This is a genomic window from Thalassospira sp. NFXS8 (assembly GCF_040148805.1).
In the GTDB taxonomy this organism is placed as follows: domain Bacteria; phylum Pseudomonadota; class Alphaproteobacteria; order Rhodospirillales; family Thalassospiraceae; genus Thalassospira.
In genome coordinates this window covers 1,156,426-1,180,327 of the sequence record NZ_JAGEMF010000001.1, presented here as the reverse complement: position 1 = coordinate 1,180,327, position 23,902 = coordinate 1,156,426, and the positions used below count along the sequence as shown (strand labels likewise).

Annotated in this window: 20 protein-coding genes; 7 read left to right on the top strand and 13 right to left on the bottom strand. The window is 53.3% G+C overall.

Annotation, left to right across the window (positions count from 1 at the left end; translation table 11 throughout):
- Positions 1–222: 222 nt before the first annotated feature.
- On the top strand, positions 223–1,776 hold the full coding sequence (gene guaA / locus J4E05_RS05400) for a glutamine-hydrolyzing GMP synthase (RefSeq protein ID WP_085589368.1): 1,554 nt from the start codon (positions 223–225) through the stop codon (positions 1,774–1,776).
- Between the two features lie 488 nt (positions 1,777–2,264).
- The gene (locus J4E05_RS05395; RefSeq protein WP_349593072.1) at positions 2,265–3,737 is read left to right on the top strand and encodes a DNA/RNA helicase domain-containing protein; all 1,473 of its coding nucleotides are present in this window, start codon (positions 2,265–2,267) and stop codon (positions 3,735–3,737) included.
- 15 nt (positions 3,738–3,752) lie between these two features.
- On the opposite strand, the gene J4E05_RS05390 is transcribed toward J4E05_RS05395, so the two are convergent.
- The 6 genes from J4E05_RS05390 to J4E05_RS05365 all read right to left on the bottom strand — a co-directional run bounded on the left by J4E05_RS05390 (position 3,753) and on the right by J4E05_RS05365 (position 7,037).
- The gene (locus tag J4E05_RS05390) at positions 3,753–4,175 is read right to left on the bottom strand and encodes a VOC family protein (protein ID WP_349593069.1); all 423 of its coding nucleotides are present in this window, start codon (positions 4,173–4,175) and stop codon (positions 3,753–3,755) included.
- Positions 4,176–4,412: 237 nt separating this feature from the next.
- On the bottom strand, positions 4,413–4,859 hold the full coding sequence (locus J4E05_RS05385; RefSeq protein ID WP_349593066.1) for a GNAT family N-acetyltransferase: 447 nt from the start codon (positions 4,857–4,859) through the stop codon (positions 4,413–4,415).
- A 206-nt stretch (positions 4,860–5,065) separates the two neighbouring features.
- Positions 5,066–5,515, bottom strand: a complete 450-nt coding sequence (gene msrB, locus J4E05_RS05380; protein ID WP_349593064.1) for a peptide-methionine (R)-S-oxide reductase MsrB — start codon at positions 5,513–5,515, stop codon at positions 5,066–5,068.
- A 142-nt stretch (positions 5,516–5,657) separates the two neighbouring features.
- Entirely contained in the window at positions 5,658–6,062 is a 405-nt protein-coding gene (locus J4E05_RS05375) for an MAPEG family protein (protein WP_085589381.1), read from the bottom strand.
- Positions 6,063–6,299: 237 nt separating this feature from the next.
- Positions 6,300–6,569, bottom strand: a complete 270-nt coding sequence (locus tag J4E05_RS05370) for a hypothetical protein (RefSeq protein WP_349593061.1) — start codon at positions 6,567–6,569, stop codon at positions 6,300–6,302.
- 204 nt (positions 6,570–6,773) lie between these two features.
- Entirely contained in the window at positions 6,774–7,037 is a 264-nt protein-coding gene (locus J4E05_RS05365; protein ID WP_349593058.1) for a hypothetical protein, read from the bottom strand.
- Positions 7,038–7,321: 284 nt separating this feature from the next.
- Here J4E05_RS05365 and J4E05_RS05360 point away from each other — a divergent pair, with 284 nt between their 5' ends.
- Entirely contained in the window at positions 7,322–8,581 is a 1,260-nt protein-coding gene (locus J4E05_RS05360) for an MFS transporter (RefSeq protein ID WP_349593055.1), read from the top strand.
- A gap of 77 nt (positions 8,582–8,658) precedes the next feature.
- Here the strand turns inward: J4E05_RS05360 and J4E05_RS05355 are convergent, their stop codons facing one another.
- Positions 8,659–8,832, bottom strand: a complete 174-nt coding sequence (locus J4E05_RS05355) for a hypothetical protein (protein WP_349593052.1) — start codon at positions 8,830–8,832, stop codon at positions 8,659–8,661.
- Positions 8,833–9,031: 199 nt separating this feature from the next.
- Between J4E05_RS05355 and J4E05_RS05350 the strand changes: the two genes are divergently transcribed.
- Entirely contained in the window at positions 9,032–9,508 is a 477-nt protein-coding gene (locus J4E05_RS05350; protein WP_349593049.1) for an ArsR/SmtB family transcription factor, read from the top strand.
- 201 nt (positions 9,509–9,709) lie between these two features.
- A complete protein-coding gene (locus J4E05_RS05345; RefSeq protein ID WP_349593047.1) occupies positions 9,710–12,205 on the top strand; it encodes a heavy metal translocating P-type ATPase in 2,496 nt (831 codons plus the stop codon).
- A 92-nt stretch (positions 12,206–12,297) separates the two neighbouring features.
- Here J4E05_RS05345 and J4E05_RS05340 read toward each other — a convergent pair whose 3' ends face one another.
- The 3 genes from J4E05_RS05340 to J4E05_RS05330 all read right to left on the bottom strand — a co-directional run bounded on the left by J4E05_RS05340 (position 12,298) and on the right by J4E05_RS05330 (position 16,010).
- Positions 12,298–13,221 carry an ABC transporter permease gene (locus J4E05_RS05340; RefSeq protein ID WP_349593044.1) on the bottom strand — a complete coding sequence of 308 codons (924 nt, stop codon included), beginning with the start codon at positions 13,219–13,221 and terminating at the stop codon, positions 12,298–12,300.
- Positions 13,214–14,227 carry an ABC transporter permease gene (locus J4E05_RS05335; protein ID WP_349593041.1) on the bottom strand — a complete coding sequence of 338 codons (1,014 nt, stop codon included), beginning with the start codon at positions 14,225–14,227 and terminating at the stop codon, positions 13,214–13,216. The genes J4E05_RS05340 and J4E05_RS05335 overlap by 8 nt, the downstream gene beginning before the upstream one ends.
- Before the next feature lie 73 nt (positions 14,228–14,300).
- Positions 14,301–16,010, bottom strand: a complete 1,710-nt coding sequence (locus J4E05_RS05330; protein WP_349593038.1) for a peptide ABC transporter substrate-binding protein — start codon at positions 16,008–16,010, stop codon at positions 14,301–14,303.
- A gap of 317 nt (positions 16,011–16,327) precedes the next feature.
- Here J4E05_RS05330 and J4E05_RS05325 point away from each other — a divergent pair, with 317 nt between their 5' ends.
- Together J4E05_RS05325 and J4E05_RS05320 are read left to right on the top strand one after the other, a co-directional pair.
- Entirely contained in the window at positions 16,328–17,491 is a 1,164-nt protein-coding gene (locus tag J4E05_RS05325) for a M20 aminoacylase family protein (RefSeq protein WP_085589394.1), read from the top strand.
- Between the two features lie 100 nt (positions 17,492–17,591).
- Positions 17,592–19,436 carry an ABC transporter ATP-binding protein gene (locus J4E05_RS05320; protein WP_349593034.1) on the top strand — a complete coding sequence of 615 codons (1,845 nt, stop codon included), beginning with the start codon at positions 17,592–17,594 and terminating at the stop codon, positions 19,434–19,436.
- Positions 19,437–19,898: 462 nt separating this feature from the next.
- Here the strand turns inward: J4E05_RS05320 and J4E05_RS05315 are convergent, their stop codons facing one another.
- From J4E05_RS05315 to J4E05_RS05305, 3 genes are read right to left on the bottom strand one after another with little or no spacing between them, the layout of a single operon-like run.
- Complete coding sequence (locus tag J4E05_RS05315) at positions 19,899–21,065, bottom strand: DUF1513 domain-containing protein (protein ID WP_349593031.1); 1,167 nt, start codon at positions 21,063–21,065, stop codon at positions 19,899–19,901.
- Positions 21,046–22,182: an imelysin family protein gene (locus tag J4E05_RS05310; protein ID WP_349593028.1), complete on the bottom strand. Its 1,137-nt coding sequence runs from the start codon at positions 22,180–22,182 to the stop codon at positions 21,046–21,048. Before J4E05_RS05310 ends, J4E05_RS05315 begins: the two co-directional genes overlap by 20 nt.
- An 8-nt stretch (positions 22,183–22,190) precedes the next feature.
- The gene (locus tag J4E05_RS05305) at positions 22,191–23,738 is read right to left on the bottom strand and encodes a di-heme oxidoreductase family protein (RefSeq protein ID WP_349593025.1); all 1,548 of its coding nucleotides are present in this window, start codon (positions 23,736–23,738) and stop codon (positions 22,191–22,193) included.
- Between the last annotated feature and the right edge of the window lie 164 nt (positions 23,739–23,902).

The window sequence follows — 23,902 nt, the reverse complement described above, 5'->3', positions numbered from 1 at the left end:
TAAAATACGGCCAAATTGGCCGGTTTGCGTCGTTGATGGGGCTGCTGCCCCCCGCCGGGCATTGCGTGATCAAGCCGCCCGGCCTGCCATAACAGGCAGTTTGATCACGCAATGTTCAAAGCGCAGCATTTTGACCGTTAGGCAGCCATTGCGCCGGGTTGCCCAAACGGCTGGTTTCGCGTATGTACGGCGCACCCCCTTGAGCGATGGAGAAACGGCCCGATGACAGATCGCGTGCTGATTATTGATTTCGGATCGCAAGTAACCCAGCTGATCGCACGTCGTGTGCGCGAAAGCGGCGTTTACTGCGAAATTCACCCTTTTAACAATATCTCGGACAGCTTCCTCGATGAATTTGCCCCCAAGGCAATCATTCTTTCGGGTGGCCCGGCGTCCGTGCATTGGGAAAAATCTCCTGCTGCCCCGGTTCGGGTGTTTGACATGGGCATTCCGGTGCTGGGCATTTGTTATGGCCAGCAAACCATGGTCAACCAGCTTGGCGGCAAGGTTGAAACCTCGGAACATCGCGAATTTGGCCGCGCCTTTGTTGATGTGGTCGAAGATTGCGCCCTGTTTACCGGGGTTTGGGCCGTTGGTGCGCGCGAACAGGTCTGGATGAGCCACGGCGACCGGGTCGACAGCCTGCCCGAAGGGTTCCGCGTGGTTGGCAAATCCGATGGTGCCCCGTGTGCCGCGATTGCCAATGACGATAAAAAATTCTACGCCGTTCAGTTCCACCCCGAAGTCATGCATACCCCGCATGGGGCACAGCTTTTGCGCAACTTCACCCACGATGTGGCCGGTTGCGTTGGCGACTGGACGATGGATGCCTATAAAGACGACGCGATTGCCAAAATCCGCAAACAGGTGGGCGATGGCAAGGTGATTTGTGGTCTTTCGGGCGGTGTTGACAGCTCGGTTACTGCCGTTTTGATCCATGAAGCGATTGGCGACCAGCTGACCTGCGTGTTTGTCGATCATGGCTTTATGCGCTCGGGCGAGGCCGATCAGGTTGTGACCCTGTTTCGCGATCATTACAACATCCCGCTGGTGCATGTGGATGCCGCCGATACCTTTATCGACGCCATCGAAGGCGAGGTTGACCCGGAAGTAAAACGCAAAACCATTGGCCGCCTGTTTATCGAAGTGTTTGAACAGGAAGCCAAAAAAATTGGCGGGGCCGATTTCCTTGCCCAGGGCACGCTGTATCCTGACGTGATCGAAAGCGTTTCGTTCACCGGTGGCCCGTCTGTCACCATCAAATCGCACCACAATGTTGGTGGTTTGCCAGAACGCATGAACATGCAACTGGTTGAACCGCTGCGCGAACTGTTCAAGGACGAAGTCCGCGATCTTGGCCGTGAACTGGGCCTGCCCGACAGCTTTGTCGGCCGCCACCCGTTCCCCGGACCGGGCCTTGCCATCCGCATCCCCGGCCAGCCGATCACGCATGAAAAACTCGATATCCTTCGCAAGGCCGATGCGATCTATCTCGAAGAAATCCGCAATGCCGGGCTGTATGATGCCATCTGGCAGGCCTTCGCCGTGCTGCTGCCGGTCCGTACCGTCGGCGTGATGGGCGATGGCCGCACTTATGACTATGCCTGTGCGCTGCGTGCAGTGACCTCCACCGACGGCATGACGGCAGACTACTTCGCCTTCCCGCCGGAAATCCTTGGCCGCATCGCCAACCGGATTATCAACGAGGTGAATGGCATTAACCGCGTGACGTATGACTACACCTCAAAACCACCGGGAACGATTGAGTGGGAATGATCCTGTTTCGGTATTACCCGGAATTTTGAGAGTTGGACTACGATTAAAGCCCGCAGAAATGCGGGCTTTTTTACTGGAGTAACAAAGTTTTATCTTCGTTTAAATTCATAAGTTTTTCTTTACGCGATAATTTTATTAGAGCATCTTTCCTTTAATTAAACCCTGCGGGCCAACGCATTTTGCTGCTCGGCGACGTCGAAATCCTTGTCCGTAACCCCGTTATGCCCTGCGGACTTCTTCTTGCTGAGCATCAAAATGCGTTGGCAAAACGGGTCTTATTAAAGGAAATATGCTCTAATTTGGTGTTTGGGCTTAAATTTTAATTTTTAGCGCCTTTGTTTTTGAGGAAATTTTTCTTGTGTGATCCTACTTGATGATATTAATGTGGAGGATGGTTGAGTTTTGTCCTAGGTTTTTATAAATGAGGTCGATTTTTTTTTGTGATAAATTTTCTTATTGAAAATATGAAATTAGTTGAGGCGTCGACTATGTTGCAAAAAACTAACCTTCTTTCGTTGATTCAAGCTATGGATTCTTTGGGGCCTGAGGGGTTCGAAGAATTTAAACGTCATTATCGAATTCAAATTCGCGACGACGAGATAGATGATCTAAGGGTGTTGATTGATGTTTTGATTCGTGGCGGTTGTAGCGTAAATGATCTTGATGGGTTTTATTTGGGATATAAAATTCCCCAAATAGGGAAGGAGTTTGATTTACTTCTCGTTGGGCTCTCTGGGATCGTTAATGTCGAAATAAAGAGGAGAGGTGACGCCGAAAAGGTGCGGAAACAACTTTTACGTAATAGTTATTATTTGAAGGCAACTGGTCGCAATATATTCCACTTTAGTTTTGTTTGTGATGATGAGGAAATATTTACATTAGATGACAATGGTGAATTTTTAAAATCTAGTGTTGATGTTTTGTGTGATGTGATCAAAAATCATTTGATTGGTGAGATGGATAATGTGGACGGATTATTTGATCCATCTGATTATTTGGTGTCTCCATTCAATTATACAGAGAAATTTTTAAGGGGAGAGTATTTTTTAACGCATCAGCAGGAAGACGTAAAAGGCCAGATAGAAAAGATAATATCTGGTTCAAAAGGAGCAAGTTTTATTTCGATTACAGGAGGGGCGGGTACAGGGAAAACGTTGTTAACCTACGATATCATCAAAGCATTTCTCCCTTATAAAAGTACGCTTATTATTCATTGTGGTCAGCTTAATGAAGGTCATAAGCGATTGATAGATTCTGGTTGGAAAATTGATCCTATCAGGAACTTAAATAATATAGAATTTTCAAAGGTCGATTTGGTTGTGGTTGATGAAGCGCAGCGATTGTATCAGCGCCAATTTGAACGTATTAATGGTGAAATTGAAAAAAATAAAAAAATATGTATATTTTCTCATGATAGGCTTCAAACACTTTCAAACAAAGAAGAGTGGGGTAGGGTAAGTGGTAAGATTCCCCTGATTGAAAAGGTGTCGACTTATAAATTATCGGAGAAAATTAGGTCTAATAAAGAGGTTGCTGAATTCATAAAAATGTTATTTGATAAAAATAGGAGTGTACTATTTGAAAATAAAGGGAACATCAGATTGGAATATTTTAGTGATATAGAAAGTGCGGTTAGTTTTCTGGAATCTTTGCGCGCCGCTAGTTGGAATATTCTTAGATACACTCCTTCTCAGTATGATAACGAGTATCATGAGGAATATTCTCCTCGATGTTACAGCACTTCTCATGAGGTCATTGGGCAGGAATTCGATAATGTAGCGGTGGTTGTTGATAAATTTTTCACATATGATAAAGATGGGTTGTTATCTTATTTGGGAAGAAGTTACTATTTGCCATCTAAGATGTTGTTTCAAAATATCACCAGAGCGAGAAAAATGTTAACCCTTGTTATTGTTGAAAATGAAGAATTGTTTAGAAGGTGTGTAGCTATATTGCGGTAACTCAAAGAATTATATTTAATTTTCCATTTTATGATTATTATTATTTGTAGAAAACCGTGCAATCGCCACGTCCGACACAGGTTTAAACAGCGCAACAATTGTCCCTTCCGGGTCGCGGATCATGGCGGCGCGGTTGCCCCAGGGCATCATTTTCGGTTCGTGAACGATGGTGACGCTGTCTTTGAGTTGATCAAACAGGGCATCCACATCATCCACCATCAGTTCGATGATGGCGGTGCGGTTGGCGGCGGGTTCGCAACTGCCGGGCTGGAAGACGGCGACGGTTTCGGCACTGCCAATGGCAAGGGTTGCCGCCGGGGTAACGATTTCGGCGAATTGCGGGGCGAGCCAGTCGGCCGTCTGCCCCATCACCCTTTCGTAAAAGGCCACCATGGCTTTGATATCCCGGGCGATCAGGCGGGTTGATGCGAATTTCATGTTTGTTTCTCGTGCTGGGCCAGCCGGGGCGGGGTCTGTAAGGTCTGGCCGGGGAATGCGGTGTTGCATCCCCTTTGTCGCAGATCGCTGCTGACAGCATGGTGACAGCAGAATGATTTGAAATTCAGCACGGCCTGATTTTAGGGTGATCTGTTTTGTCGGGATGGGGCATTCAGGCGGCTATTTGGCCGCCCTTGCCCCTGTTGGTGTGATTGCGTCAACGGGGCTGGTTTGGTGTTAACGCTGATATTTGATAAATGGCGTTAACGTGCCGATGCGATCATAAAGCAGGCGGGCATTATGGTTAAATTCCTGCGTCATCCAGTAAACGGACGGGGTGCCTGCTTCGTCGGCCAGCGCATAGGTGGCTTCGATCAGGGCGCGGCCGATGCCAAGCCCGCGTGCGGCGGGGGAAACATAAAGATCCTGAAGGTAGCACACATCTTCAATGCGCCAGTTATGGCTATGAAAGATGATATGAACAAGGCCGATCAGGGTGCCGTCGGCTTGCTCGGCCAACAGTGCGCGCTGGTGCGGGCGGGCGGGGTCGCACAGGCGGTTAAATGTGGTGGTGTAAACCTCCGCCGGGACCGTTGATTGATAAAATTCCAGATATGCCTGCCACAGCATTTGCCACTGGGCTTCGTCTTGCGGGCGAATGTCGCGGATTGTGGTGTTTGTCATGGTGTGTCCCTTTGCGGCAAAGCGGTGCGTTATGTTGTTGCTGATAAAGGAAGGAAGCCTTTTGCATAAGGACCACTTTTCAAGATAAGGGCAGACCAATTTGCGAGGTTTGTATGTGGGCCCCAAATGCAAAAGCCCCGGTTTTACACGGGGCTTTTGCGAGGGGTGCAAACATGTGTTTATGATGTGCCGTGGTTCGGGGCGGGTTATTGCGGGTTTTCTACCTGACCCAGATAATCGCCATACCCCTCGACTTCCATATCGTCGCGATGCACAAACCGCAAGGATGCGGAATTGATGCAATAGCGTAATCCGCCGCGGTCTTGCGGGCCATCGGGGAAGACGTGACCCAGATGGCTGTCGCCGTTGGCGGAGCGGATTTCGGTACGCACCATGCCGTGCGATACATCGCGCAACTCGCTGACATGCACGGGGTCTATCGGTTTGGTAAAGCTGGGCCAGCCGCAATGGCTATCGAACTTGTCGCTGGATGCAAAAAGCGGTTCGCCCGAAACGATATCCACATAAATGCCTGGCTCGCGGTGATCGAGATATTCGCCGGTGCCGGGGCGTTCGGTGCCGTTTTGCTGGGTGACGTGATATTGTTCTGGCGTCAGTTTGGCAATGGCATCGGGGTCTTTGCTATAGCGGGGCATTTAGGCTCCTGTCGTATTCAAAACGGGTTTTGCCCAATATAGGTCGGGATCGCTGTTTTTGCATCCGGCAGATGATATTTCATCGCTGCGAACGCCGCCATCGTTGTCATCGCCACCAACACCCCGCTGCCGGGATTTGAAATTAATTTACAAAATGCAGCAATTGCGATGCCACGCACAGGGTGGCGATGACCCCTGCGAAATAGGCAATCGAGCGGATACCGGCGGTCGAAATGCCTGCGCAATAGGTGATGGCATGAACCAGACGGGCAACCAGAAACAGAACCGCGCCAAATACCGTGACGAAGTTTGAGATGCCGGTGAATTTGGCAACCAGAACCACGATGGCAAAGGGCAACAGGTTTTCAAGCAGGTTATGATGGGCGCGCAGCCCGCGTAACGCCGCGCCGCGCCGTTCGGGCAGGGTTTCGCGGTTGCCCATCAGGCCTTTGGCCCCAACTTGCTGGCCATAATGCCAGTTATAGAAAAACGGAAATATCAGGCTTAGAATGGCGCAGATCACCAAAATCCATAATTCTATAGTCATACGATATCCTTTCGGGTGACGTGCCGGTTCGCGCGGCCATGTTATGGCGGCGACAACAACCTGTGAACTTGTAGGGTCTATACGGGCAAAAATTGTCGCCCGATGACATAACGTTTCATCGGGGCCGAAGTTTGCCGCAAAGATGAAAAAACATCCGGCACCCCAAAGGGAATACCGGATGTTTCGCCACGTGGCGGGGCGGGCGGTTGAAAGGGTGTTTTATGGGTGTGCCGGGGGCTAGCCGGTTTTTTGTTCGGTCATGGCGTCCCATGCCTTTTGCAGCCGGTTATTGGCTTCGCGAAAACGCTGGCGTTTTTCCTCGCTTACCGGTCCCTGGCTGTCCTTGATGTCGTTCCAGGCGGCATTCATATCGTCCCATGCCTGCACAACGGCGCTGGGCAGGGCTTCGATACCGGTTTTGTTATCGGTGCAATAACCGGTCAGGCCAAATTCCCAATCCTGAAACTCGCGTTGAAGTTTGGCATGGTCCGGGATGTTACGGGTCATTTCTGGCTCCTTGCTGTGGCGGGTGCCGGGTGTGGTTTTTCATCCTTACGCTAGCCTGCAAAGGTGGCATCACTGTGCGGTGTTTGGGCGATTGCAGGGCATAAGGGTGCGGTATCCGCAAAAGAAAAGGCACCCCGGGGGAAGGGTGCCAAAGACTGCGTGGGGGAACGCAGGGAGGAAACAGGTGTGGACAACCGGGACCGGTTATTTGTTCATCATTTTGTCCCAGGCTTTCTGCAGTCGCTCGGAAGCGCTGCTATGTTTTTGGGCTGCGTCCGCGGCAACACTATCGTCCTTGTGCTGGGTGCCTTCATAAGATGATGACATATCATTCCAGGCATCGGTAACTTCAGATGGCAAATTGCCGATTTCCATCTGATTTTCCCGGCAATAACCGTGAATGTTTTTTTCCCAGTCCGCATGAGTCTTTTGCAGTTTCATGCGGTCAAGTGCGGTTTGTTCCATCATGGCGCGGCTCCTTTTTATCTTTATCGAGCTCGTGTTCTGATAGGGAAACGCGAGTGGTGATAATCGGTTCCCGTAAAAAACGTAATTATTTAAAAAAAATCCGGTTGGCCGGTTGATGATATAGGATCATGGACTATTTCCGTTGGGTTCACAGGGGGTGAACCCATCATTTCTTTATGTGAAATATGCTTTCAAAACGGTAATGCTGCGGGGCAAAATATGCACAGCATTGCCTTTGGGTGTGTTTTGCCCAGGGGCTGCCCCTGCCTATCGGAGCCTGCCATATGTCGAAAATGCCCGCAAAGGGGGGGGTACGTGATGCATCGCCCCAAACTGCGTCTTTACCCAAAACGACCCCGGTTTCAGGCTGGTTAATTCTGTTTCTGGCAACGGCCTGCGGGTTAATTGCTGCTAATCTTTATTATGCGCAGCCGCTTGTCGGGCCGATCAGCGCCGAATTGGGGCTGTCGCCCCGCGCCGCCGGGTTGATAGTGACAATGACCCAGGTTGGCTATGGCATTGGACTGTTGTTAATTGTGCCGCTGGGCGATTTGTTTGAAAACCGCAAGCTGGTAATGACGGTGATTGCGCTGGGGGCTGCCGCGTTGCTGGCGTCGGGGCTTGCGATAACGCCGGGCATATTTTTAACCGCAGCGCTGTTTATTGGCATCGGGTCGGTCGCGGTGCAAATTCTGGTGCCATATGCCGCCCATCTTGCAACCGACGAAACCCGGGGCCGGGTTGTTGGCAATGTCATGAGCGGGCTGATGTTTGGCATTATGCTGTCGCGCCCGGTTTCCAGTTTCCTGACCGAACTGACCAACTGGCGCGTGATCTTTTTTGTCTCAACCGCAATGATGATTGTGATGATGATTGCGGTGCGGCTGGTGCTTCCGGTTAGCCGCCCCACCGTGCGCCCGCACTATTTTGAACTGCTGGGCAGCATGGCCCGGTTAATGATCACCAGCCGGGTTTTGCGCCGCCGTGCCCTGTATCAGGCTTCGTTGTTTGCAACCTTCAGCCTGTTCTGGACGACGGTGCCATTATTGCTGGCCGGGCCGGATTTTAACATGTCGCAGGCGGGCATTGCCCTGTTTGCGCTTGCCGGGGCGGCCGGGGCGGTTGCCGCCCCGATTGGCGGGCGCATGGCGGACCGGGGCTGGATGCGCCCGGCAACCGCCATTGCCATGGCGTCGGTGCCCGTCGCCTTGATGTTAACCCATCTGGGGACCATGGGCAGTTTGTTTTCACTGGTTATTCTGGTGTTGGGCGCCATCATGCTTGATTTTGGCCTGACCTGTAACATGGTGCTGGGCCAGCGGGCGATTTTCTCGTTGGGGGCGGCCTATCGCAACCGCATAAACGGGGTTTATATGGCAACGTTTTTTGCTGCCGGTGCCGTTGGCTCGGCCGTTGGCGGCTGGGCCTTTGCCCATGGTGGCTGGATGTGGGCAACCGCAGTTGGCATGCTGTTTCCTGCCATGGGGTTGCTATATTATCTGACCGAATATCTCCGCCCGATCGAGATATCAAAGGCGTCTTGAAAACGGACTTTCGCGAAAAACGCCAGTGCAGGGTATCTGTGCTGGCGTTTCGTATTTATCAGTGGTTTGGACGCCTTTTAGTCAGCCTGCGGAATCCCGTTGCTGCCACAATGGCGCGAGGCCTCGCAGGCATTCGACAGGCTTTGGCGAATGCTGGCCTGCCAGTCTATGCCGCTGCAACCTGCCAATATCGGTGCAGCCATGACCAGAACAATAAGGATGCGCGATAATCGGGCAATGGGGCAGGGCAACGGAAATATCCTTGTCGCAATTTGGGGGCTTTTTCGGCGCAGTTCATAATGTGGTACGGCAAAACGGCGATTGCAGGGTATCAGGGCTGATCACATTATTGCGATGTAACCGGCAACGAATTTTATAACATGCCTTGTTTTGCGGCGTCATACGTGGAAAATAATGCCTATGGCAAACAGCAAAAATGCACACAGGCAAATGACCGCGCAGTCACACGATGATATCGCCGTGCAGGACACGGACGGAACAAAGGATGCCCAAACCGTAAAAGGGCACGGTCATAAACATGGCGATAATTCTGCGGCGCCCGATGTTGCTGCCCGGCTGGGCCTTAGCCCGTCGCAAGGCGAGGCTGTTTTGCGCGATGCCTCCAGTGTGATTGGCCAGGATCTTTCATTGCCTGATATCGAGGCGGCAGCGCGCATTTTTGCCTTGCTGGGCGATGGCGGTCGGTTGCAACTGGTGCTGCGGTGCATGGAACGCCCGCAAACCGTGAGCGAACTTGCCGAGGCCGCTGGCATGTCGCAATCATTGACCAGTCATCATTTGCGCCATTTGCGCGACCAGCGCATTCTGGCATCCGAGCGTCGCGGACGGCACATTTATTATACCATCGACGATGCCCATATTTCGGGTGTGGTGCAGGATGTTTTCGCCCACGTAACGCACGATTAGCGTAACCTGCGTTTGGCGGACTGCCGATCTTTCAGCCTTAATTTTTGGGAATGTGCAAGGACGCTGCTGTCATTTTGACGCGGTGCCGTAAAACGTGCACGCCGATATTCAAACGCCGGTTTGAATATCCCTTGACAAAAACACATGAATTGTTATTTGTATATTATACATGAATGATAATTTGAATGTTTGTGAGGCGATATGTCCATAACCCTTAACTGGCGCGATTATGCAGAGCTGGAAAATTGCTCGCAATGCCGCGACTATGTGCTGGAAAGCCTGCGCCGCAAACTGGGCAAAAATCAGATTGATGCCAGTGCGGAGGGTGTCACAGTTGCCGGGCAAACCAGCGAACCGGTGCGCAAAACCGTTGAGGAAACCCTGCAACAGCGCAATGGGGCCGTGCATCACCATCATTGGGCCGTAAGCGGCATGGATTGCGGGTCTTGTGTTGCCAAAATTGAAACCGCCCTGCGCCGTCGCAAGGAAGTGGACTGTGTTGACGTTTCCATGATGCGCGAAACAGTGACGCTGGGCCTGCATGAAGATGGCCGCGAAACCCGCGATAACATTTCAAAAACGCTGGGCAAGCTGGGTTACCCGGCACAGGAACGCGCAGCCAAAGGCGAAAAGGTTGAAAAGGCTCCCTGTTGTGGCGGCCAAGACCCTGCCGATGAGGGCACGCATAACCACGCGCATGATCAAGATGACGGACGCGATGACAAACACGGTCATGGTCACAGTCACAGCCATGCGCACGGCCATGGCTTGCCGCATGCCCATGGCGGTGGCCTGCCGCTGATGCGGCGGTTTGCCCCGTGGCCCAAGGCGGGCGATGAAATTGCCTGGGCGGCGATTTGCCTGCTGGTGGGCTGGGGTTTTGGCGCGCTTGTGCCTGTGGCCGAGCCCTATGCGCTTTCGGTCGGGGCGATACTGGCGGCCTTGCCGGTGATGAAACGGGCGGGGCAGTTGGCCCTGAACGGGGCCGTTTTTTCAATTGAATGCCTTATGTCGGTTGCTGTTATTGGGGCTGTCGCCATTGGCGACCCGCTAGAGGCCGGCATGGTTGTGCTGTTATTTGCCATTGGCGAAAGCCTGGAAGGCGTTGCTGCCGGGCAGGCACGCAGCGGGGTGAAATCGCTGCTGAAACTCTCGCCTGAAAATGCCCGTCTTGTGGGCGCGGATGGCAACCGGAATGTGCATCCGTCGCAATTGTCAGCCGATGATATTGTCGAAATTCGCCCGGGTGAACGCATTCCGGCAGATGGCGTGCTGGTCAAAGGGCAGGCCGAAATTGATAACAGCCATCTGACGGGCGAATCAATTCCGGTTGCCAGTGTTGAAGGCAGCGAGGTGTTTGCCGGTGCCATTGTAACCGACCGTCCCATTCAGGTGAAGGTCACCCGGGCCGCCGGGCAAACCATGCTGGACCGGGTTATTCAACTGGTGGAAGACAGCGAAAAGCACAAGGCGCCGGTTGAGCGGTTTGTGGCCAGATTTGCCCGCATCTATACGCCGATCATTATGGGGCTGGCCCTGTTAACCGTGCTGGTGCCGCCGCTTGTTTTTGGTCAGGCATGGCAGGAATGGATTTACCGGGGCCTGGCATTGTTGCTGATCGGGTGCCCCTGTGCGCTGGTCATTTCAACCCCGGCGGCGGTGACATCGGCGCTGGCCCGTGCCGCCCGGATTGGTCTGTTGATCAAGGGGGGGGCGGCACTGGAAACAATCGGGGCGGTGCGCAAAATCGCCTTTGATAAAACCGGCACCTTGACCGAAGGTAAACCCGGGCTGGTCGCCGTGATGACCATTGGTGATGTCACTGAAAATGATCTGGTCGCCCATGCCGCCGCCCTGGAAAATGTCACATCGCATCCGCTGGCACGCGCCATTGTCGAGGCGGCTGAACAACGTGGGCTTTCCCTGCCGGAATTAAGCGATGGTCGCACCATTGCCGGTGCCGGTGTCGAAGGGCGCATTGATAACGTTCTGTATCGTGTCGGGGCACCCAAACGGCTTGATATTGACTGTTCAGGCACCGTTGCCGACTGGATGGCACAGCAGGAAGACAATGGTTGCACGGCAATTGTGGTATTGCGTGGCGGCAAAATTATTGGTGCATTGGCCCTGCGCGATGTCCTGCGTAACGATGCCCGCGAAGCCCTGAAAATGTTAAATGCGCTGGGGATTGAGCCGGTGATGCTAACCGGTGATGCCAACCGGGTGGCACAGGGGCTGGCAAATGAACTTGGCATGTCCTATCGGGCAGAACTGTTGCCCGAGGATAAATTAAACGCCCTTGCCGGGTTGCAGGGCAGGACGGACAAGGGCGATAGCCCCAAACAACGCGATATTGTGGCGATGGTTGGCGATGGCATTAACGATGCCCCGGCCCTTAAGGCTGCTGATGTTGGTATTGCCATTGGGGGAGGTACTGACATTGCACTAGAGGCGGCCGATGCCGTGGTGGTCAAATCCCGGCTGACCGATGTGGCGGTACTGGTGAAACTGTCACGCCAGGCACGCCGGGTTATTCGCGAAAATATTGGCCTGGCGCTGGGGTTAAAGGGGATTTTCCTGGTCACCAGTATTTTTGGTATTACCGGCCTGTGGGTGGCGGTGCTTGCCGATACCGGGGCAACCGTACTGGTAACGTTAAATTCCTTGCGTTTGTTATGGGGCCGCAAGGACAGCTAATATTGTGACCATCAATATATCAAAGGGCCGCCGGTTTTTATGCTGGCGGCCCTTTGTGTTACAGGGTGTTTCAGATTTTACGGGATGCAGCCTTAATGTTTGACCTTGTGGGGGTCCAGGGCATCGCGGAAGGCATCGCCCATGTAATTAACACTTAACACCGTAAGCGAAATGGCAAGACCGGGCCACAAAACCCGCGATGGCGTGATTTGCAGGAAATTCGCCCCGTCATACAGCAAACGGCCCCAGGTTGGAAAATCCGACGGAAACCCAAGCCCCAGAAAGCTAAGGGCGGATTCCGTGATAATGGCGGTGGCGATGCCAAGGGTGGCCGAAACCATGATCGAACTCATGACATTGGGCAAAAGGTGACGCAGGATAATGTTATATTCCCGTGTGCCGCCACTTTTGGCCGCCAGCACAAATTCCTGATTTTTGATCGATAACACATCGCCGCGCACGATACGCGCGGTGTGCATCCAGCTGGTGATGCCAATCACGAACACAATCAGTATAAATATTCCGGTTTCGGGGCCAAATACTGCCCGCAGGGTTTCGCGAAACAGCATGATAATCACCAGCAGCAGCGGCAAAAGCGGCAGAGCCAGAAACAGGTCCGTTAACCGCATCAGCGGGCCATCAAGCCATTTGATATAGCCCGACAACAACCCGACCACGGTGCCCAAAAACAGCGACAAGGCCATGGCGACCATCCCCACTGACAGGGATAATCGCCCGCCTGCCAGCACCTGTGCCAGCATATCACGACCAAGGTTATCGGTGCCAAAGGGGTGAATTAGGCTGGGGCCCTGGTTTTTTGACCGAATATCGAGAAATTGCGGATCAATGGTGTGAATGTAAGGGCCAATAGTAACCGCGATGATAATGATTAGAAAAACAACAGCACCAATGATGCCGCCTTTATGGTCGCGAAAACGGCTCCACAACTGCATGGCGCGCGACCGTTCCTGCGGTAGGGCTTCCAACTGGATATCGGGTTGCGGGGCATCAGTCATAGCGAATCCTCGGGTCAAGAATGCCGTAAAGCACGTCGGCGATCAGGTTGAACAGCACAATCAGGACCGCGAAAATAAAGGTCAGGGTTTGTACAACCGGAATATCGCCGCCCTGAATGGACGTAATCAGCAATTGGCCCAGCCCGTTTACCCGAAAAATCTGCTCGGTAATGATGGCACCGGAAAAGACCGTGGGCACGCCAAGGGCAATAACCGTGACCACCGGGATCAGGCTGTTGCGCAAGACATGCACCAGCAGAATGGTTTTTTCCTTTACCCCTTTGGCGCGTGCGGTGCGGACATAATCCTGGTTCAGGTTTTCCAGCATCGATGCCCGTACGAACCGGCTGATTTGCGAGGTGTTATACAGGGCCAATACCATGACAGGCAGGAACATCTGCCTGATTTGGAAAACGAAACTCGACCAGTCGGTAACTTCGTGGTTGGTGTCGTAGATGGAGGGGAACCAGTGCAGTTTGACACTGAAAATCACAATCAGCAAAACGCCGGTAAAGAAGGTCGGCACCGAAAACCCAACCATTGAGATGAAAGTGCCAAGCTGGTCAAAGATCGAATATTGCTTGTGCGCCGAGATAATTCCGATCGGAATGGCGATAAGAATACCGACCACATAGGACATGCCAACAACCCACAGGGTTTGGGGCATGCGTTGCACAATCAGGTCCACCACCGGGCTGCGTGTGGCCCAGGACCGGATGCGCAACCGGTCGGCCGATTCAAAAATATCGGCACCGGTGATTTGCGACAGAATGTTGAGCGGTTCGTTGATGAAAAACTGGTGCAGCCATTTGGCGTAGCGGATCAAAAACGGGTCGCCCAGGCCAAGGGACTGGCGGATCTGTTCGCGGACTTCCGGTGGAATGGTCAGGGGCAGGTTGCCCGTCGGGTCGTTCGGGGCAAGGTCAAGCAGGGCAAAAATGATGAAGCTGATCACCAACAGGGTGGGGATCGCAAACATCAGCCTGCGCAAGGTGTAATTTAACATCGGGGCGCTCCAGACTGGAGGGGACGAAAAGCAGCGCGGGCCTGTCTTGCGACAGGCCCGGCCAGTCTGGGTGTTATTTCTTGCGCGACCACGAAGCCACGTTCCACAACTGCGAATCCCAGGAGTTCATGCGAACGCCGTCAAGGGTTGCAGCACGGGCGGAAACATCGCCCCGGTGGATCAGCGGAATCATGGTGCCAGCTTCAATGAGCATGTCGTTCATTTCTTTGGCAATTTTGGCACGGTCGGCAAGTTTGCCGGTGCCGGCCAGTTTTGCGGCCAGCTTGTCATATGCCGGGTCGCAATAACGCGAAATGTTTTCGCCCAGCCAGCCATTTTCCGGGCTGGGGATTTTGTCGCACATGCGACCGGCCAGGTATTTTTCCGGGTCGGTGCCGTCAAAGTTGTTGGTGTACATTTCAATGTCGGAATAAAATTTCTGGAAGGTATCCGGGCTTGCCGGGTCCCCGCCGAAAAAGACCGACGGATCGGTATTGCGCAGTTCGGTTTCAACACCAATTTGCTGCCACATCTGTTTGATCAGGGCCTGGCTGCCTTGTCGGACAGAGTTGGTCGAGGTTTGGAAAATGAGTGACAGGCGCGCATCGCCCTTGGTTCGGACCCCGTCCGATCCCATCACCCAGCCTGCATCGTCGAGCAACTTATTGGCACCGGCAATGTCCTGCTTCAGGCACCAGTCATTGGCTGTGGATGCATAAATATCCGGGGCAGGGACGAAGTTACAGGTTGCCTTGCCGGCTTCGCCGTATCCGGCTTCGACAAGCAGATCGCGGTCAATGGCGATGGACAGGGCCTTGCGTACCGCCGGGTCGGACAGGGCCGGGTTTGGGCCAGCCTGTTTGGTTGACCGGGCATCGCCAGCTGCGGCACTGGCGTCATAAGGGTTAACTTCAAGGCGTTCCACCTGGGTGCCAAAGGATGAAACGATCACACCTTTGCCAGCCTGGGCCATTTGCGCCAGAATTTCCGGTTCAACCTGCAGGTTCCAGGCGTAGTCATATTCGCCGGTTTCCAGAACGGCCCGTGCCGCCGATGCGGCATCGCCGCCACCTTTAAGAACGGCGGTGGCAAAATGGGGTTCGTCGGCAACGCGGTAATACGGGTTGGCTTCAAACGAAATAACGTCGTTTGGTTTGAATTCGGTTACCCGGAACGGGCCGGTGCCATGCGGGTGAAAGTTGGCGTCGGTGCATTCCGGTGCCTTGGCCCCCATGCAATCCTTGAATTGTGCCTTTTGCAAAATGGGCGACTGGCTGCCAACAAAGGGGCCATAGGGGAATGGTTTGGGCACGCCAAAGGTAATTTTAACTGTCAGCGGGTCAATGGCTTCAACTTTGGTGACATCGGAAAAATAGGCGCGTTGCTGGCAGCCACCATCAGGCGCCAGGCAATAGTCAGCCGTAAAAACAACGTCGTCGGCAGTAAAGTCTGTGCCGTCAGACCATTTGATGCCTTTGCTGAGTTTCCATGTAATGGATTTAAGGTCTTTGGAAACGCCGCCATTTTCGATGGTCGGGATTTCGTCGACCAGTTTGGGAACCATGTTGCCTTTTTCGTCGTAACGGGCCAAAGGCTCGATCACCATCGACGATCCATGAAGGTCTTTGGTTCCCCCGGAAAGATACGGGTTAAGAATGGAAACGGCTTGCCAGTAAAGGATCTTGAGTTCCCCGTCAGATCCTCGGGCGGCCTGGGCACTGGTGGCTGCACCAAGTGCCAAAGCGACTGCTGACGCGGTCAGCAGGAGGCGAAGTTTGGTCATTGTTTTAATCCCTGATTGAAATGGCCGGTTAATCCGGCTCGGCCTTGTCTCGTTCCAATCGCTGCAAAACCCGGTTCCGTTGCTGGAACTTCTTGTTTGCGCTGCACAAAAAAGAAAAGCCACCCGTGGTGATACAGGATATAACCGTGGGTGGTGACCTTCTGATTGAAATGCTACGTTGGTAAGCTGATGAAATCACATGCACATTTTTTATTCAAGAAGGAAACATTTCTTCTTGCTGATCCAAGTTCGTGCTGCGTAACATCAAGCGTCATAAAAAAATCCCATAACATTTAAAATCAGCGAGGCCACCACCAATGCCTGTTTTAAATCAATCCAACGAGATGTATGCCGAAGTTGCCGCCTGGCGACGGTATTTGCATGAACATCCCGAATTGCTTTACGACGTTTTTGAAACGTCAAAGTTTGTTGAAGCGAAGCTGAAAGAATTTGGCTGCGACAGTGTGGATTACGGACTGGGAAAAACAGGTGTTGTCGGCGTAATCAAGGGCAAGGCTGGTGATGGCCCCGTCATCGGCCTGCGTGCAGACATGGACGCCTTGCCGATTATGGAAGCTGGCCCGGTTGAATGGGCATCGAAAACACCTGGTAAAATGCATGCCTGTGGCCATGATGGCCATACGGCAATGTTGTTAGGTGCGGCCAAATACCTGTCGCAAACGCGCAATTTCAAAGGATCTGTCGCGCTGATTTTTCAGCCTGCCGAAGAAGGCGGCGGCGGCGGACTTGCCATGATTGAAGACGGATTGATGGATAAATTTGCCATCGAGGAAGTCTATGGCATGCATAATTCGCCAGGTTTGCCCGTGGGGCATTTTGCCATTCGCAAAGGGCCGGTTATGGCAGCGGCCGATCATTTTGAAGTCACAATTACCGGCAAGGGCGGCCATGCATCCACCCCGCATCTTGGCGTTGATCCGGTGGTTATTGCCGCGCAAATTATTACATCGGTACAAAATATTGTGGCGCGTGAAACCGACCCGCTGGAATCGCTGGTGGTATCAATTACCGCCATTCATGGCGGCGAAGCCCATAACGTGATCCCGGCTGATGTCACCATGAAGGGCACCGTGCGTACCTTGCTGCCGGAAATTCGCGATATGGCTGAAAAACGTTTTATTGAAATTGTTGAAGGCACCGCCAAACTTTTGGGTGGTTCGGCCAAGGTTGATTATCATCGCGGTTATCCGATTACCCGGAATCATGATGAACAAACCGATTTTGTTACCACGGTTGCGCAGTCGGTTTCGGGCGATGCGGCGGTTGATACCAGCCCGCCGCCGGTGATGGGGGCCGAGGATTTTTCCTATATGCTTGAAGCGCGCCCGGGGGCATTTGTGTTTGTGGGGAACGGCGACACCGCCAACCTGCACCACCCGGAATATGATTTTAACGACGATTTGCTGCCCTTTGGCATTAGCTACTGGGTGTCGCTGGTTGAAAACAAACTGGCGTCTTAAGATTGCGATGGGCCCTGCGGGGCCCATTTTGCATTTTATCTAAAATGACCTGCAAAAATGCGGGCAATGACATTTAATATACCACATCAGGGGGTATGCCATGCCGACAGTTACTGCCGCGCCAGATGTTGCCAGCGGTTTGTTGGGGCCAGTTCTTAGTGTTGAAAATCTTTCAACGTCCTTTCGTGTCGGGCACGAATGGAAAAATGTTATTCGCAATATCAGTTTTGATATCGCACCCGGGGAAACCGTTGCCATTGTTGGCGAGTCCGGATCGGGTAAAAGTGTAACGTCGCTTTCGATTATGGGGCTGTTACACAAACACAATGCCAAAACCGAAGGGCGGATTATGTTTGGCGGGCAGGATTTGCTGACGCTGCCATCCGAACCCATGCGCAATATTCGCGGCAATGAAATATCGATGATTTTTCAGGAGCCGATGACCAGCCTGAACCCGATTTTTACCATCGGCCAGCAAATTGCCGAGGCCATGCTGTGTCATCGCGATATTTCCAAAAAAGATGCCCGTGCTGAAACCATACGCCTGCTTGAAAAAGTACGTATCCCGAATGCGGCAGCAAGGTTTGACGAATACCCGCACCAGTTTTCAGGCGGGATGCGCCAGCGTGTGATGATAGCGATGGCATTGGCGGGCAAGCCGCGCCTTTTGATTGCCGATGAACCGACAACCGCCCTTGATGTGACTATTCAGGGCCAAATTCTTGATTTGATCAAATCCCTTCAGGAAGAAGAAGGGATGGCGGTTTTGTTTATTACCCACGATATGGGGGTGGTTGCCGAAATTGCCGACCGAACGATTGTCATGTTTCGGGGCGATGTTGTTGAAACCGGTAAAACGGCCGATATTTTCCATCATGGCAAACATCCCTATACCCGCGCCCTTTTGGCTGCTGTTCCGGCACTTGGATCGATGAAGGACAGCCGGCTTCCGCGTCGTTTTGCCATTGTCGATGTTAAAACCGGCATGGGATCGGGTGATACGGAAGTTGCCGATACCGTCGACCATCATGTGACGCCGGTTTTGTCGGTTAAAAACCTGACGACCCGGTTCGATATTACATCGGGCATTTTTGGCCGTAAAACCGGGGCAGTGCATGCCGTTGAAAATGTGTCGTTTGACCTGTTTCAGGGCGAAACATTATCGCTGGTTGGCGAGTCCGGTTGTGGGAAATCCACCACCGGTCGTTCGATATCGCGTCTGGTGGAACCCACCAGCGGGGATGTGATCCTTGATGGTTATGATGTGATGAATTTGCGGCCGCCGGGGCTGCGCCAAATGCGCCGCAGCATCCAGATGGTGTTTCAGGACCCGTTTGCCAGCCTTAACCCCCGTATGACCATTGGTTCGGCCGTGGCGGAACCGTTTATTGAAAATGGTTTGGGGTCGCGCAAACAGGCGCGGGAAAAGGCCGCCGACCTGCTGGATCGTGTTGGCCTGGGGGCAGATATGATGAAGCGTCTGCCGCACGAATTTTCCGGCGGGCAACGCCAGCGCATTTGTATTGCCCGGGCCTTGATGCTTGATCCCAAGGTGATTGTTGCGGACGAATCCGTTTCTGCCCTGGATGTGTCGATCAAGGCGCAGGTGTGCAATTTGCTGATGGATTTGCAGCAAAGCCTGAATTTGGCGTATTTGTTTATATCGCACGACATGGCGGTGGTGGAACGGGTAAGCCATCGGGTGGCGGTGATGTATCTGGGCGAAATTGTTGAAATTGGCCCGCGCGAAGCCGTTTTTGATAATCCCCAGCATGAATACACCAAAAAACTGATGGCTGCGGTTCCGGTGCCAGACCCGGCCCGGCGCGATATCAAACGCAATATATCGGTTGATGAAATCAAAAGCCCGGTGCGTGGGCTGGATTTTGTGCCACCGGTTCGGGAATATCGCGAAGTTAGCAAAGGCCACTTTGTGCAGCTTTAACCGCCATATGCCTGCGTTACGGCACGGGAGCATATAATAAAAACAATTCAGGCAGCGGGTTAAACCGGTGCCTGTTTTTATGTGAAAGCTGGTAGTGCCGGAAAAAGCAAAGACGGAAGTGACGGTAACCGTTTCCCGCATCGGTTACCGCCACTTTTCCACCTTGAGAGGCCTGCAGGGAGAGAGGACCCGCAGGACAGGACAAGCCTTTTTGGGGACAATGCGAATGGGTTTCATTCGCGGGCTGTGTCTGGAGCTTTTATAAGCGAGCCCCGGATATGACGCAAGTGAAAATCGTTATTAATTGCAAAAAAGTTGAGTCCGGCTTTAACGCGGGGGACTACACGTAGTGCCACTAAAGCGGTCTGCGGGCTAAGTATTTGATTTATATTAATTTAATGGTATGAAAAAAGGCCGCAACAAGATGTGCGGCCTTTGGCTGTTTTGGTGATGCTGACGGCTTTAGGCTGAAATACGCTGTAAATGGTTGTCCCATTTTAGCGATTTAAGCGAATCGTCGGGAAGTTCTATCCGCTTTCGGTTGATGGCATCCATTCGCCAGCCTGATCCAAGGCCGCTTGTGCCAACAAATTCGCCTTTGCGGTCGGTTGCGGCAAGACCACACCCATCGGGGGCCGCGATGTTGGTCAGGAATTTGCCGTTATGGGCATCCCAGAAGGTCACAACGCCACCGCGCGGGCAGGATATGGCAAAGACGGAACCCGAAACGTCAAACCGCACACTGCCGCAATACTGGCGCATCCGGTATTGCACATTGTCGGGGGCTTCAAGTGCCTGAAGCTCCGGCCCGCCGGGTTTCCACAGACCTACCAGGGGTACTTCGTCATTTAACCCGCCATGATATTGAAAACCGGTGGCAATGGTGCCATCACGGGTTACATCGATATGGCGGATCGAAAGCTTGTGCCAATCATCCTTTAACCGGGTTTGATACAGCTTTTCGCCGGTTTTGCGGCTGATCACGGTCAGGTTCGGTTCCATGGTTTCGATGTTCAGGGGTGTTCTGCCATCAAAATCCGGGTGGGTTTTAAGGCCGCCATTGGCAATTGCCATGCCTTCGCCATCAGGCAGCAAATGCAGTTCGTGCGGGCCCATGCCATAGCTGTCAAATTCGGCGACGCGCTTATAACCATTTTGCGCATCCCAAACCGAAATAACCCCGCGTGCATTATCAAAGTCGTTTTCGGTGATATAAAGATAACGCCCGTCGCTGGAATAAACCGAATGACCATAAAAACGCCGGTCTTCCGGGCTTTTTAACGTCGCGCGGACTTCGCCGGTGTGGCGGTTCATAATCAGGGCATACAGGCCGGGGCGGCGTTCAACCGCGGCAACATCGACATGGTTGGGGCGTAACCCCACATCATGACCACGACCGGGCAGGGGCTGCTCATACAGGATTTTGCCTTGTGCGTTAAAGGCACTGACATAAAAGTCGTCGTTATTTCCCGCACTGGCACTGATATAAACTGCCCGGTCTTCGGGTGCGGTTACTGTGGTGGCAGCTTTGGCAAAACCGGCAGGCAAAAAAGTGATCGCCCCACCCAGACCAAACAGGCGCAAAACGTTCCGGCGGTTCGGGTTGAAATCAGTCTCCATCAAGGGCATTGAAACCACCTCCAAGTTCGGTGTGACCACCAACGTCATTCTCCACCAGCATCACACCATAGGCGACCTGGTTTTCCAGTTCCTGAATTTTATCGAACCCGCCGGGCTGTGCCAGAACGGCAACCATGGAATCGGGCAGGGCATCGCTGGCATCGCGAATCTTTTGCCAGTTAAGGCGGAAAGACCGGTCCAGCAGGCTGTCAGCACCAATCAGGGCGACCATGCCCTTGCCACTTTCACCGGCACCGTTAAGTTCGCCGTCGTAAATGGCAAACAGCGATTTCAGGTTATGTGAAATATTGCGAAGCGAGCGTTCCGCCTGCCAGCTTTCCGCGCGTTTGGCATTGGCATCATCCGGGCCTTCGCCCAGCGGACGGGCCAGTTTCTGGCTGATAATGATCAACATGCCTTCATGAAGGGCACGGTAAAGGTCGGTCGCGGCGAATTTTGATGTCGGGTAATCCAGGCTATCAGGGCCAGCATTGATCATGGCATCGGCAAAGGCTGGCCATTCGGCGATCAGCTCCCCGGTCAGTTTTTCAAGATTGCCGGCAATCGTTGTCCCATATTGGCACAGATAAACGCCGTCCTTGTCTTTGGCGACAATTTGCCCGGCCAGTTTCGGATCGAACAGAACCTCTTCCAGTGCCGGGAACCCCTGCAGGGCGGCACTGGCATCGGCAATTTTGGCAGGGTTGGTATAAAGCGGGGGCTTGTTGCGCAACAGCAAACGGAATTGCCGGGCGGCAGTGCCGTGTTTGTCGGGCCAATATTCAATCAGCTGGTCGCGGCCATTGGCCATCATCGGGCCCATGCGCCACGGCTGCACTTCCTGCCAGCGATCCATGGCGTCATTAAAGCCGTCGCGCATTTTTGCCAGTCCGGCTTTGTCCGGGCTTTTGCAAAAATCACTCATGCCGGTGGCAAGGGTTGCCGTGCTGGAATGCAGGGCATCAAGTTGCGGCGGCATTACCTTTGACAGCAAATGAACGATCACATCGTGATATTGCCCGTCGGGAAGGTCGGCATGGGCCGCTGGCGGTGCCGAAAGCCCCGCTGCGATGGTAACAATTAACCCGGCCATGGCCCGGCGGCAGCCGGTATCAAACAACGGCATGTCTCCCCCTAAAGCGATTTCAAAAACGCGATCAGTTTGCTGCGATCCGATCGTGGCAAGTTTATGACGGCATCGCGTGCGTTCTGCGCCTCGCCACCATGCCACAATACGGCTTCAAGAATGGTATTTGCCCGCCCGTCATGCAGGAAACCGGCGCGAGAATCAATTTCCTTTGTGCGCCCCAGTCCCCAAAGGGGTGGTGTGCGCCATTCACTGCCACTTGCCCGGGCTTCGGGGCGGTGGTCGGCAAGGCCGTTGCCCATGTCGTGCAACAGAAGGTCGCTATAGGGCCAAATCAGTTGGCCGGATTGTTCCGGGTGCTGATCATTGACCGGTAACTGATAGTTCGGGCGATGGCAGGCCGAACAGCCAATGTCATTGAAAATCTGTTTGCCCGCCAGCACGTCAGGGTCGGTGGCGTTGGACCGGGCGGGGGGGGCAAGATTGCGGGTGTAATACAGGATCAAATCCGTAATTACGCTATGCGCCTCAAGGTTTTCAAATTCCGGCGTGTTGCCATTGGGGGCTTTGCGGCACAATGTTTGTGCATCGGTGCAATCACCGGCCCCATCGGGATAAAGGGTGTTTGACAGGCCAACATCGAACTGCATGGCATTTTTATTTTGCTGGTCCAGTGTCGGCATCCCTGCTTTCCAGCCAAACCGGCCCAGCGTTACCTTTTGTTCGGCGATGTTCCATACGCGGTTGGCCCGGCCCGAAATGCCATCGCCATTTGCATCATCCGGGTCGGCCTGATCGGTAATCATGTGTTCAGGAATGGCCTCAAGCAAGCCCAGACCAATCATTTGCGGGGCAATGCGCGGTGAAATCATCAGGCCGTCATGCAAGGGGCCATAGGCCAGTTCGGTCAGTTTGTAGTCCGGTTTATGCAGGGTAACTTTGTCCCCGTCTGGAAGGGCAACAACATGGTCGTCATAAGTTACCATCACCCGCCCTTCGGCCGGGATGCCCGGAACAGACAGTTCCTGAAACTGGTGTCCATATACCGGGTCGGCGATGGAATTGGCTTTGCCGCTGGCCAGCAAGGTGCGGTCGGCATCGTTTTGTGGCGGAATGGAAAGCCGTAACAACATGGCAACGGCGGCGCGATCGGGGTCGTTTTTAAGGTCCAGTGCATGGCCGCGGCCATTGCGCACATGGCAACCAATGCAGGACCGCGAATTATAAAGCGGCCCCAAACCGTCGGTCGTTTGGGTGCGTGTGGGGGCCGCCACCCACATGCGCTGAAACAGGGCTTCGCCCAGTTTGAAATCCATGCGTTTTTCAAACGCCATATTGGCGGAATAATGGGTAAAGGCCGACCTGCCGGTTTTTTTCAGCCATGTGGTGTCGCCCCCCGGATACGCATCGGAACCTGTTTTTGCATCGGTTTTAGCCGCAGCAAGGGGAATGGGTTGGCTGGTGTCGGTTGTTTGACGGGCATGAAGGGGGACCGGGGAAAACACAACAGCACAGGTTGCGATACATCCCAGTAACGCCCATTGGCCGCAGCGCACATGATGTGAAAGACAGGGCAGGGAAAAAGAAAGGGGCATGGCAGGGCAATCTTGATGAAGAACCCGATCCGGCAGGAGAGAAAAAACCGGGTAATTTGGTGCCCCTGCAAGATTGACCGGGGCGCGAACGGCGAACGCGGCAAGGGGGAATGTCCCTTGCCGCGCCATATATTTATCAGATCAGGCGTAAAGCTGATTGATCA

Excerpts from the sequence above, each read along its gene's own strand:
- guaA (WP_085589368.1), top strand. The coding sequence starts at position 223 with ATGACAGATCGCGTGCTGATTATTGATTTCGGATCGCAAGTAACCCAG.
- J4E05_RS05395 (WP_349593072.1), top strand. The coding sequence starts at position 2,265 with ATGTTGCAAAAAACTAACCTTCTTTCGTTGATTCAAGCTATGGATTCT.
- J4E05_RS05390 (WP_349593069.1), bottom strand. The coding sequence starts at position 4,175 with ATGAAATTCGCATCAACCCGCCTGATCGCCCGGGATATCAAAGCCATG.
- J4E05_RS05385 (WP_349593066.1), bottom strand. The coding sequence starts at position 4,859 with ATGACAAACACCACAATCCGCGACATTCGCCCGCAAGACGAAGCCCAG.
- msrB (WP_349593064.1), bottom strand. The coding sequence starts at position 5,515 with ATGCCCCGCTATAGCAAAGACCCCGATGCCATTGCCAAACTGACGCCA.
- J4E05_RS05375 (WP_085589381.1), bottom strand. The coding sequence starts at position 6,062 with ATGACTATAGAATTATGGATTTTGGTGATCTGCGCCATTCTAAGCCTG.
- J4E05_RS05370 (WP_349593061.1), bottom strand. The coding sequence starts at position 6,569 with ATGACCCGTAACATCCCGGACCATGCCAAACTTCAACGCGAGTTTCAG.
- J4E05_RS05365 (WP_349593058.1), bottom strand. The coding sequence starts at position 7,037 with ATGATGGAACAAACCGCACTTGACCGCATGAAACTGCAAAAGACTCAT.
- J4E05_RS05360 (WP_349593055.1), top strand. The coding sequence starts at position 7,322 with ATGTCGAAAATGCCCGCAAAGGGGGGGGTACGTGATGCATCGCCCCAA.
- J4E05_RS05350 (WP_349593049.1), top strand. The coding sequence starts at position 9,032 with ATGACCGCGCAGTCACACGATGATATCGCCGTGCAGGACACGGACGGA.
- J4E05_RS05345 (WP_349593047.1), top strand. The coding sequence starts at position 9,710 with ATGTCCATAACCCTTAACTGGCGCGATTATGCAGAGCTGGAAAATTGC.
- J4E05_RS05340 (WP_349593044.1), bottom strand. The coding sequence starts at position 13,221 with ATGACTGATGCCCCGCAACCCGATATCCAGTTGGAAGCCCTACCGCAG.
- J4E05_RS05335 (WP_349593041.1), bottom strand. The coding sequence starts at position 14,227 with ATGTTAAATTACACCTTGCGCAGGCTGATGTTTGCGATCCCCACCCTG.
- J4E05_RS05330 (WP_349593038.1), bottom strand. The coding sequence starts at position 16,010 with ATGACCAAACTTCGCCTCCTGCTGACCGCGTCAGCAGTCGCTTTGGCA.
- J4E05_RS05325 (WP_085589394.1), top strand. The coding sequence starts at position 16,328 with ATGCCTGTTTTAAATCAATCCAACGAGATGTATGCCGAAGTTGCCGCC.
- J4E05_RS05320 (WP_349593034.1), top strand. The coding sequence starts at position 17,592 with ATGCCGACAGTTACTGCCGCGCCAGATGTTGCCAGCGGTTTGTTGGGG.
- J4E05_RS05315 (WP_349593031.1), bottom strand. The coding sequence starts at position 21,065 with ATGCCCTTGATGGAGACTGATTTCAACCCGAACCGCCGGAACGTTTTG.
- J4E05_RS05310 (WP_349593028.1), bottom strand. The coding sequence starts at position 22,182 with ATGCCGTTGTTTGATACCGGCTGCCGCCGGGCCATGGCCGGGTTAATT.
- J4E05_RS05305 (WP_349593025.1), bottom strand. The coding sequence starts at position 23,738 with ATGCCCCTTTCTTTTTCCCTGCCCTGTCTTTCACATCATGTGCGCTGC.